Raw genomic sequence first — 9,996 nt, 5'->3', positions numbered from 1 at the left:
ACAGGACTAAGTCCTTTTAGTTTTACCTTAATTCGTTTGTTGTTGTAATAATCAATATAGTCTACAATAGCTTGTTCTAATTGCTCAAGTGACTGAAAGGTAGCCTCATAACCATAAAACATTTCGGATTTCAAAATGCCAAAGAAGGATTCCATCATACCATTATCTGGACTATTACCCTTACGTGACATGGACGGTTGGATTCCCTTATCCTGCAAAATCTGATGATAAGAATCGTGTTGATATTGCCATCCCTGGTCACTATGGAGAATAGTGTTCTCGTAGTATTTCTTTGTGAAGGCTTGTTCTAACATCTTTTTTACTTGTGCTAAGTTTGGTGACCTAGAAAGATTATAGGCGATAATTTCGCTATTAAATCCATCTAAAACTGGCGATAAATAGAGCTTTTGGCTGCTTGCTGGAATGGCAAATTCTGTCACATCCGTATAACACTTTTCCACTGGTTTAGAGCCTTCAAATTGACGTTGAATGAGATTCTCTGCCTTCTTACCAATGTCTCCTTGGTAGGAAGAATACTTTCGTTTCCGACGAATTCGAGCTGTTAAGCCAAGGACCTTCATCAAGCGTTGAACTCTTTTATGATTGACCACATAACCACGATTTCTTAATTCTAAATGAATTCGACGATATCCGTAATTTCCCTTGTGTTCGGTAAAAATGGATTGAATTTCAGCTTTAATCTCTTGATCTTTATCTGGTTTGTCTAGCTGTTTCACATGATAGTAGTAGGTCGAACGAGCGAGTTTAATGGCTTTTAGAAGAATATCTAACGAAAAATCAGTAATTAATTCTCGAACAATTTCTGTCTTTCTGCTTGAAGACGTTCTAAATCTGTCATCTCTTCAGTTTTTTTCTTTGGTTTACGTCCCATTTTAGATGGTCTCCCTCTTGTTTTCTCAACAATAGTATACCCGTTTTTTTTGTATTGTGCCAGCCAATTCGAAAGCATTCCTTGGTTTGGGAGAGCAAAATCAAGGCTTACACTTCTTCGTGAACGACCTTCAAGTAAGACTTTATCAATCATTTTTTGTTTTAGTTCTGAAGAATAGTAACGATTCTTTCCTTTTTTGACACTGTCTATTCCATAACGGTCAATTAATTTCACCATGTACTTTAGTCCAGAAATATCCACTCCAAATCTTTTTGAAAGCTGCTTGAAGCTTTGACCTTGCTTTCTAAGTTCATAGATCTGAACTTTATCCTCATAAGTTAATTTCATAATAAAACACCCCAAAAGTTAGTTTTTTAGTGTCTAACTTTTGGGGTGCAGTTCAGTCAGGAGGCCTTATTTTTGTTGAAAGATGCCTTGTTTAAAAGTCCCTTCATAAACGACTTCTTGTTCTGTTGTTAGTTTCCCTTTTCCTTCAGCCTGACCATTTACAAAATCACCTTCGTAGGTCCAGCCTTCTTTAGATTGAAAGGTACCTTTCCCGTTGAAGGCTCCATTGTTGAAACCACCCGTATATTGGTCTCCATTTTGGAAAGTAATGGTACCTTGTCCATTCATTTTACCACGTACAAGACTGCCGTCATAAACAATCGTTCCATTATCGAGTTTTAAGACACCTTTTCCGGGAATATTTAGAAAAAAAACGAGTACGGCACAAAAAACAATCGTAACTACTGCCAAAATCTCTAAACGTGGACGAGTCAGATAGACACGATATTTGTCGTAAAAATTCTTAAGATTTTCCACCTTCACTCTCCTTTTCTAAACGTTCTAACCAAGCTTGACACCCCTCTTGAACACGCCGATAAGTTTCCTCAAAATCCCCTGTATACCAAGGATCTGGTACACTTTCAGATGCGAATGAGTAAATCTTATCTTGACAGTCTACTGGACACATCTGACGTAAGTCAGAAACATTTGAAGCGTCCATTCCTATAATATAATCAAAGGCTTCAAAATCTTCCTTACTAATCTGAAGCGATGTTTTGCCTTTGTCATAAGGAATATCATACTGTTGCAAAATTCCCTGAGTGCCCTTATGAATCGGATTACCATGTTCCCAAGAGGAAGTCGCTCGACTTTGGATTTCATAATTATCTGTCATTGATTTCATCACAAACTCGGCCATAGGGCTGCGGCAAATATTTCCCAGACAGACAAAGACTAATTTTTTCATCCCATTTCCTTTCTTTTATAGAAAAACGGGAGTTAGTGATCCCGTCTTATTTTTCAATTGCGCCTTCTAGTGAAGCTGTTTCTTTCAGCGGTAATACTGTCTTGATAGCAGCTAGTTCAAAAGTCAAGTAAACTCCATCTACGTCAAGAACAATTGTTCCCTTCTCCGTATCTACTTCATCGACTGTTCCGTAAAGTCCACCGATTGTAATCACTTCATAGCCTTTTTGTAGTTTATTTAAGCTTTCCATACGTTTTTGTGCTTGTTTCTTTTGAGAGCGTTGCGTAAAGAACATCAAGCCCACCATAAGGGCTAGCATGATTAAAAATGTATAATTTGGATTCATTGTCTTCTCCTTTGTCTTTTACATAGGACTACTATATCAAATTTCAGCTACTTTTACAAGATTGTACCTTGCTTTTCTAGTAAGAAAAAACCAGAGCTCGCGCCCTGATTTTTAGAATTATTTCAAGTTTTGAACAACTTTTACAAGATTTTCTACAGTAAAGCCATATTCTGCCAATACTTTTGGTGCTGGTGCAGAGGCTCCGAAGGTATCAATACCGAGAACGGCACCATCAAGACCAACGTATTTGTACCAGTTTTGAGTTGCACCCATTTCGACTGCAACACGACGGCGAACTGCATTTGGAAGAATTTCTTCCTTGTATGCTGCATCTTGTGCGTCAAAGACATCTGTAGATGGCATGCTGACTACGCGGACTTTTGCACCTTGACTAGCCAATTCTTTGGCAGCTGAGACAGCAAGATTAACCTCTGAACCTGTCGCAATCAAGATGGTATCAAAATCTGCTGCATTTTCATAGACAACATAGGCACCTTTTGCAACCTTGTCGAAGTCTGTTCCTTCTTCGACAGTCAAGTTTTGACGGGTCAAGACAAGGGCAGTTGGTGTTTTCTCACTTGTCACTGCAAGGTACCAAGCTGCTTGCGTTTCACGCGCATCTGCTGGACGGAAAACATTTAGATTTGGCATAGCACGAAGACCTGCCAAGTGCTCAACTGGTTCGTGAGTCGGACCGTCTTCCCCAACTGCAATAGAATCGTGGGTAAAGACATAAGTCACAGGAAGTCCTTGTAAGGCTGACAAGCGAACAGCTGCTTTCACATAGTCAGAGAAGACGAAGAAAGTACCACCGTATACACGAAGTCCACCGTGAAGGGCCATCCCGTTCAAGATCGTTCCCATTACAAATTCACGAACACCAAACTGAATGTTACGGTTCAAGCGATTGGCATCGTCTTGAAGTCCGTCAGTCTTGATATAAGTCATGTTTGAGTGAGCTAGGTCAGCTGATCCACCCAAGAAAGTTGGTAACTTAGCTGCCACAACATTCAAGGCATCTTGGCTTGAATTACGAGTTGCTTGAGAGAAGCCATTTTCTAAAGCTGGGAAGTCTGCTGGGGTCACTTCAACTGGATCACGTCCATCAATAATGGCTTCTACTTCTGCAGCCAATTCTGGATGAGCTTCTTTATAGTCAGCAACTAATTTTGTCCAAGCTTGATAAGCTGATGCGCCACGGTCTGCAACATTTTCTTTGAAATCAGCATAAACTTGTTCTGGGATTTCAAACGGTTCATAACCCCAACCGAGAGCTTGACGAGTAGCTGCAGTTTCATCTGCTCCAAGAGGAGCACCGTGTACGGCATTAGTTCCTTGTTTATTTGGAGAACCGTATCCAATAACAGTCTTCACTTCAATCAAAGATGGTTTGCCTGAAGCTTTAGCTGTTTCGATAGCAGCATGGATAGCTTCCAAGTCTGTTCCATCTTCAACCAAGGCAGTATGCCAACCGTAGGCATTGTAACGGTCACGAACGCTTTCTGTAAAGGAATCCTTTGTCTCACCATCCAAGTTGATGTCATTTGAATCATAAAGAACAACCAACTTATCTAGTTTTTGCAAGCCTGCGTACGAAGCTGCCTCGCTTGAGACACCTTCCATCAAGTCTCCGTCTCCACAGATAACGTAAGTATAGTGGTCAAAGATATTGTAGCCTTCGCGGTTATATTTGGCTGCCAAGAAACGTTCTGCTTGGGCAAAACCAGTGGCAGTTGAAATCCCTTGACCTAGAGGACCTGTCGTAGCATCAATCCCTGCTGTATGGCCAAATTCTGGGTGACCTGGTGTTTTTGAACCCCATTGACGGAAGCTCTTGATCTCATCCATGCTGACATCTTCAAAACCAGAAAGGTGAAGAAGAGCATAAAGAAGCATTGAACCATGGCCAGCTGAAAGAATAAAGCGGTCGCGGTTAATCCAGTTTGGTTGAGCTGGATTGATACGAAGTTGTTTTGTAAAGAGGCTGTATGCCATCGGAGCTGCTCCCATAACCACACCTGGGTGACCTGAGTTGGCTTTGTTGATAGCGTCAATACCTAGGAAACGAATTGCATTAACAGATAGATTTGACATAGAATTTCCTTTCTATTTGAGGTGATTATTGAATCACACATTCTATTTTACTATTATATGAAAATTATCCGTATCATGCAACATACGGATAACCTCCAAAGAATATTTTTATATTATAGCAAAGCTTTAAATTGAATGTTAGAGTCTTGTTCAAAACAATCATCAAAACCACGTGGATGATGGTATTCTACTAAGTGTTGATCTTGAGGATAAGTGTACTTACCGCCAACTTCCCAGATAAATGGATGGAAATCGTATTGCAAGCGATCTTTTCTCATTTTCCAAAGTTCTAGAATCTCATTAGTAGAAGCCATGAAGTTAGACCAGATATCATAGTGAACTGGGATAATGACTTTGGTACGCAGATTTTCTGCCATACGAAGAAGGTCGATAGATGTCATTTTATCTTGGATACCTACCGGATTTTCACCATAGTTATTCAAAGCAACATCAATTTTAAAGTCTTTACCATGTTTTGCAAAATAGTTTGAGAAGTGAGAATCTGCACCATGATAGATGGTTCCACCTGGTGTTTCAAAGATATAGTTAACAGCCTTTTGAGCCATTTCTTCATCTGTAACAGCTAAGCCAGCAAGTTCACCGCCTGTCTCATCAGCACCGTTCACTGGGAGAGTTACCAAGCAAGTACGGTCAAATGATTCTACTGCATGAATCTTCATATCTTTTAATTCGATAGTGTCACCTGGTTTAACAACGATGATACGTTCTTTTGGAACACCCCATCCTTCCCAGATTCGTCCACAGTGGTAAGGACCGATAAACTTAACATGCTCTAACTTCGGATTGTTGAGAATTGCTGCAGCTGTGTATGGGTCGATATGATCACTATGGAAGTGTGAAACTAAGTAATAATCTAGTTCGTTGATAGCAAATGGATCGATAACCATTGGCTGAACACGCAAGTTTGGTTGCAACTTACGAACACCTGCCATATTTGCCATTTGGTGCCCACGAACCATATCTTTCACTTTTTTGGTTGATTTTCCACGGTTTGACCAAAGGTCCATGACAACGTTAGCACCACCTGGTGTCTTAATCCAAGTACCACAGTTGCCTAGCCACCACATGGCAAAATTGCCTTCAGGTACGACTTCTTCTTCGATTTCTTCGTTCAACCATGTTCCCCACTCTGGGAAAGTAGCTAAAATCCATGACTCTCTTGTAATTTCTTTGACATTTGGCATATGTTGCCTCCTTTGGATATAATTGTTATCTTTGAGATTAGTATACCACCCTTCAAAACACTAAAAAAGACCAAGAAAAACACAGGTTTGTGTTCATCATTGGACTGTCCTTCAAATATCTTCCAAAAAAGCTTGAACTACTATTTCTTGATTTATAAGTGTTTGAACCTCTTCTTGGAACTTACTAGCCAACTTGCTGTCTACAATATAAGACGAAATAAGACTAGAAAGATTTTCACTGAAACTTTTGCTCTCATTACGAAATATATTGTGTTTAAGATAGTCTAGCATTTTCAAAATATCTTCTGCTTCAAGGATAGGATTAACCCTTAAAATCGGAAATCTGCTATCCAAATCATCATTAGTAGTAATCACTACATCAACTTGTGCAATATCTTCCACACTCTTAAATTGTTCTGTTGTAAATACAGTGCCAATTTGCTCATTTGGAAAATAAAGTTTGCATTGTTTCAGCAAAAGTCTCGAAACCGCAACACCTTCATCACAAACGAGATAAACTTTTTTCATATTTTTTTGAGACGATGGTGTATACTTTAAAAATCCTCCAATATGAATCGTCAAATAGGCAATATCATCGTCTGTTAGCCGAATAAACCATGCTCCTTCTAAAATTTCCGCAGATTTTCTAGTGACTAAAAATAATTCTCCATACTTGGATCGAATTTGTTTTGTTAGAGGATTTTTAGAAAAAATACCGTACGTCTTTCTAAATAACAAGGCTTTACAGTGGATCATCAAATTTCGTAACAAATCATCCTTGTTCTCAATCTCCATTCGAATTTGTGATTCAAAATACCAGATAAATTCTTCTAAAGCAAGTTTTAATTGCCGAAAATCATCACTTTCTGCATGAATATCCAAATCTTTACGATAGGAGAGGAGAAGAACAGCTACAAGAGAAACTTCAAGTTCTGACAAAGAAATTTCAAACTTTTGAAACAACCGCTCTCCTAATTTCTTAGACACCTGATACTCTATTCTTTTTCTTATCAAAGAAAATTCTTTCTCTATATCCTGATGTCTTTCTTGATACTGTTCAACATTATGACAGCTTAACAGCAAATAAGGTAGAACCTGCAACATAAAAGTTACTTCATGATGATTTATTTTCTTCCCTAAATCTTGTTCAACTAAAGGAACCTGTTCCTTAAAAAATTGGTTCATTTCAACAGAAAGCAAACACTCACCATCTAACCTCTCTTTCATCTTATCTTCTAAAATAGATACAAAAGTGGCATTTTCTTCCATAAAAATATGATATAGAAGCGATTGAAGATACTGAATTTTATTAAGGGGGTGGGCATGAAGATGGTATCCCTGTGACTTGCTCACTTGCAAGGTCACCTGATATTGTTCCAAAGTTAGTTGATAACGAATACTATTCAAATCATTGAGAACAGTATTCCTAGACACCTCTGTTAACTCCATCAATTTTTCAATCGTAATACGTTCTTTAGAAATACCTATCCATAGTAACATTATCATCATACGTTCATGCGCACTCATGATATAATCGTACGAATCTACTTCCGATAATAGTTCACAACAAGCATCTCTCTGCTCTTCCGTTAAGTGAATACCAATTCGTGGAATACTAATGATATGAAGCGCCTCGTCACCCAAAGCAGCATTGATTTTGTCAATGTGATAATAAATTTTCCTTCTTGACTCTTTCAAATCTTTTGAAATCGCCATAATCGTTTTGGACGTTTCTTGATCCATCAAATATTGAAGCAAATCACAACTTGCCTTATCCAGTACCATATTTCATACTCCTCTATCAATCAACTGCCTTGAAAACAACTTTATAATAGTATCACATTCACTAACGCATTTCAATTATCAACAGTAGTCTCTTAATAACGAATACTTACAATTACAAAAGCGAGGCTTGGATCGAAAGGTCCTAGCCTCTTTTCAATTCAATTTCTTATTTCTTTTGACCGTAATAAGCATTTGGTCCATGCTTACGTTGGTAGTGCTTTTCTAGGATGTACTGGGGAGCAGGTTCAACTCTTGGATTGATTTGCTCTGTGAAACGATTCATCTTAGACACTTCCTCTAGTACAACAGAGTGATAGACAGCATTCTCTGGATTTTTGCCCCAGGTGAATGGACCGTGATTACGTACGACAATCCCTGGTACTTCAACAGGGTTTAGACCACGGCGTTCAAACTCTTCCACGATGACCAGACCAGTATCTTTTTCATAGGCTACTTCTACTTCATCCTTGGTCAAACTACGGGCGCAAGGAATTGAACCGTAGAAATAATCCGCATGGGTTGTTCCATAGAAAGGAATATCACGACCTGCCTGAGCCCAACCAACAGCTTCTGTCGAATGGGTATGGACCACACTAGCAATCTCTGGCCAAGCCTTATATAACTGCACATGAGTTGGAAGGTCCGAAGATGGTCTTAAATCTCCTTCTAGAACCTTGCCATCCAGGTCAGTTGCCACCATGTTTTCAGGTGTCAATTCGTCATAATCTACGCCTGATGGTTTGATAACAATGACACCGAGTTCACGATTGACTTCCGATACATTGCCCCAGGTAAATTTGACAAGTCCATGTTTTGGCAATGATTGATTGGCATCACAGACTCGTTTACGCATAGCATTAATTACTTGATTCATCTTACATCAAACCTGCTTTCTTAATTAGTGGATAGAGAAAAGCTTGTGCCTCTTGAATGGCTGCGCGTGTTTCTTCTACAGTTTCACAATTTTCAGACCACATTTCGATTAGGAAAGGACCATTATAATTGGTTTGCTTTAAAATATCGAAAGCTTCTTCCCATTTGACACAACCTTGCCCAAAAGGTACATCTCGGAACTGCCCCTTTGAACTTTCTGTCACTGCATAAGTATCCTTGAGATGGAGAGCTGTGATAGCATGGTGACCTAGATAGAACTCACTATAGACATCATTATGCCATGCAGACACATTCCCAATATCTGGATATACAAAAAGGTAGGGAGAGTCAACATCCTTTTCTACAGCCAAGTATTTTTCGATACTATTGATAAAAGGATCATCCATAATTTCAATAGCAAGTACCACCTGAGCCTCTTCAGCCCAGTCACAAGCTTTTCTCAAATTTTTGATAAAACGTTGGCGTGTCTGGGGTGACTTTTCCTCATAATAAACGTCGTAACCAGCTAATTGAATAGTACGAACTCCCAAGTCTTGGGCTAATTCAATACATTTTTTCATGAGTTCTAGAGATTTTTCCTCTAGAACTGGATCATTTGATCCCAATGGGTAGCGACGATGGCCTGAAAAACAGATAGAAGGAATACGAACACCAGTTTTATAGATTGCTTTGACAACTTCCAAACGCTCGTCCTTGCTCCAGTCCAGTCTTGCTAAACGCTCGTCACGTTCATCAATAGACATCTCGACAAAATCAAAGCCTAACTCCTTGGCAAAATTTAAACGTTCTAGCCAAGTAAAGTGTGTCGGGGTTGCCTTTTCATAAATTCCAATTGGACGTGCCATGGTTTACCCCCAAATTCGTCTGATTTCATCCTTGAAGGCACGCGCTGCTCCTGCTGGATCTGCAGCCTCTGTAATTCCACGACCTGCGATAAAGGTAAAGACATCAACGCCTTCAAATAGTTTGAGAGTATCTACATCTAGACCACCTGTTACAGACACACGGAAGCCCATGTCGATAAGTTTTTTAACCTTATTAAGGTCTTTTTCACCCCAAGTCTCACCAGCAAGAAGTGCATCACGAGATTGGTGATAAATAGCTTGTGAGATACCAGCATCTAGCCAAAGCTGAGCTTGTTCAAAAGTCCAATCGCCATAAAGTTCAATCTGGATTTCGCCTCGGTCTCCACGTTCAGCCATGATAGCCTTTAGAGCCGCTTCCATAGTAGGGATAGTTGCACAACAGATACAAGTCATCCAATCGGCACCACGAACGGCATTATTTTTGGCAACTGTTCCACCAGCATCGGCACATTTTGTGTCTGCCACAATAATCTTATCTGGAAAAAGGCTTCGCAAGACTTCAACCAGTTCACTTCCAACTTGTAATAAGCAAACAGTTCCAGCTTCGATAATATCTACTTCCTGACCAACAGAAACAGCTGCTTTAATCGCTCCTTGCAAGTCTGAATGATCTAATGCAACTTGTAAATTAGGTATTCTTTTTGTCATCTCTTTATTCC

At 39.4% G+C, this 9,996-nt stretch carries 9 protein-coding genes and 1 pseudogene; all 10 read right to left on the bottom strand.

Features of this window, described 5'->3' with window-relative positions; genetic code table 11:
• Positions 1-1,240: pseudogene (locus ADI86_RS11080) on the bottom strand (IS3 family transposase); the annotation flags it as partial.
• A 66-nt stretch (positions 1,241-1,306) separates the two neighbouring features.
• Complete coding sequence (locus ADI86_RS05065) at positions 1,307-1,717, bottom strand: MORN repeat-containing protein (protein WP_049532036.1); 411 nt, start codon at positions 1,715-1,717, stop codon at positions 1,307-1,309.
• Positions 1,704-2,147, bottom strand: a complete 444-nt coding sequence (locus ADI86_RS05060; RefSeq protein ID WP_049532035.1) for a low molecular weight protein-tyrosine-phosphatase — start codon at positions 2,145-2,147, stop codon at positions 1,704-1,706. Before ADI86_RS05060 ends, ADI86_RS05065 begins: the two co-directional genes overlap by 14 nt.
• A 46-nt stretch (positions 2,148-2,193) precedes the next feature.
• Positions 2,194-2,493: a preprotein translocase subunit YajC gene (yajC, locus tag ADI86_RS05055; RefSeq protein ID WP_001069287.1), complete on the bottom strand. Its 300-nt coding sequence runs from the start codon at positions 2,491-2,493 to the stop codon at positions 2,194-2,196.
• 117 nt (positions 2,494-2,610) lie between these two features.
• The gene (tkt, locus tag ADI86_RS05050) at positions 2,611-4,587 is read right to left on the bottom strand and encodes a transketolase (protein ID WP_049532034.1); all 1,977 of its coding nucleotides are present in this window, start codon (positions 4,585-4,587) and stop codon (positions 2,611-2,613) included.
• 113 nt (positions 4,588-4,700) lie between these two features.
• The gene (gene ulaG, locus ADI86_RS05045; RefSeq protein WP_001134226.1) at positions 4,701-5,792 is read right to left on the bottom strand and encodes an L-ascorbate 6-phosphate lactonase; all 1,092 of its coding nucleotides are present in this window, start codon (positions 5,790-5,792) and stop codon (positions 4,701-4,703) included.
• A 111-nt stretch (positions 5,793-5,903) separates the two neighbouring features.
• Positions 5,904-7,577 (bottom strand): BglG family transcription antiterminator, encoded by a 1,674-nt coding sequence (locus ADI86_RS05040; RefSeq protein WP_000242091.1) that lies wholly within the window; start codon positions 7,575-7,577, stop codon positions 5,904-5,906.
• Between the two features lie 166 nt (positions 7,578-7,743).
• Positions 7,744-8,451 (bottom strand): L-ribulose-5-phosphate 4-epimerase, encoded by a 708-nt coding sequence (locus ADI86_RS05035; protein WP_049532033.1) that lies wholly within the window; start codon positions 8,449-8,451, stop codon positions 7,744-7,746.
• Position 8,452: 1 nt separating this feature from the next.
• Positions 8,453-9,316 carry an L-ribulose-5-phosphate 3-epimerase gene (locus ADI86_RS05030; protein ID WP_023947936.1) on the bottom strand — a complete coding sequence of 288 codons (864 nt, stop codon included), beginning with the start codon at positions 9,314-9,316 and terminating at the stop codon, positions 8,453-8,455.
• Positions 9,317-9,319: 3 nt separating this feature from the next.
• Positions 9,320-9,985 carry a 3-keto-L-gulonate-6-phosphate decarboxylase UlaD gene (locus tag ADI86_RS05025; RefSeq protein ID WP_023947938.1) on the bottom strand — a complete coding sequence of 222 codons (666 nt, stop codon included), beginning with the start codon at positions 9,983-9,985 and terminating at the stop codon, positions 9,320-9,322.
• Between the last annotated feature and the right edge of the window lie 11 nt (positions 9,986-9,996).

This window comes from Streptococcus pseudopneumoniae, assembly GCF_001074975.1.
Lineage (GTDB): Bacteria > Bacillota > Bacilli > Lactobacillales > Streptococcaceae > Streptococcus > Streptococcus pseudopneumoniae_D.
The sequence above is the reverse complement of the archived record's forward strand: the minus strand, read 5'-3'. Positions and strand labels throughout refer to the sequence as shown.

What these genes read in the sequence shown, in the direction of transcription:
- ADI86_RS05060 (WP_049532035.1), bottom strand. Translation starts at nt 2,147, where the DNA reads ATGAAAAAATTAGTCTTTGTCTGTCTGGGAAATATTTGCCGCAGCCCT.
- ADI86_RS05030 (WP_023947936.1), bottom strand. Translation starts at nt 9,316, where the DNA reads ATGGCACGTCCAATTGGAATTTATGAAAAGGCAACCCCGACACACTTT.
- ADI86_RS05035 (WP_049532033.1), bottom strand. Translation starts at nt 8,451, where the DNA reads ATGAATCAAGTAATTAATGCTATGCGTAAACGAGTCTGTGATGCCAAT.
- yajC (WP_001069287.1), bottom strand. Translation starts at nt 2,493, where the DNA reads ATGAATCCAAATTATACATTTTTAATCATGCTAGCCCTTATGGTGGGC.
- tkt (WP_049532034.1), bottom strand. Translation starts at nt 4,587, where the DNA reads ATGTCAAATCTATCTGTTAATGCAATTCGTTTCCTAGGTATTGACGCT.
- ADI86_RS05025 (WP_023947938.1), bottom strand. Translation starts at nt 9,985, where the DNA reads ATGACAAAAAGAATACCTAATTTACAAGTTGCATTAGATCATTCAGAC.
- ulaG (WP_001134226.1), bottom strand. Translation starts at nt 5,792, where the DNA reads ATGCCAAATGTCAAAGAAATTACAAGAGAGTCATGGATTTTAGCTACT.
- ADI86_RS05040 (WP_000242091.1), bottom strand. Translation starts at nt 7,577, where the DNA reads ATGGTACTGGATAAGGCAAGTTGTGATTTGCTTCAATATTTGATGGAT.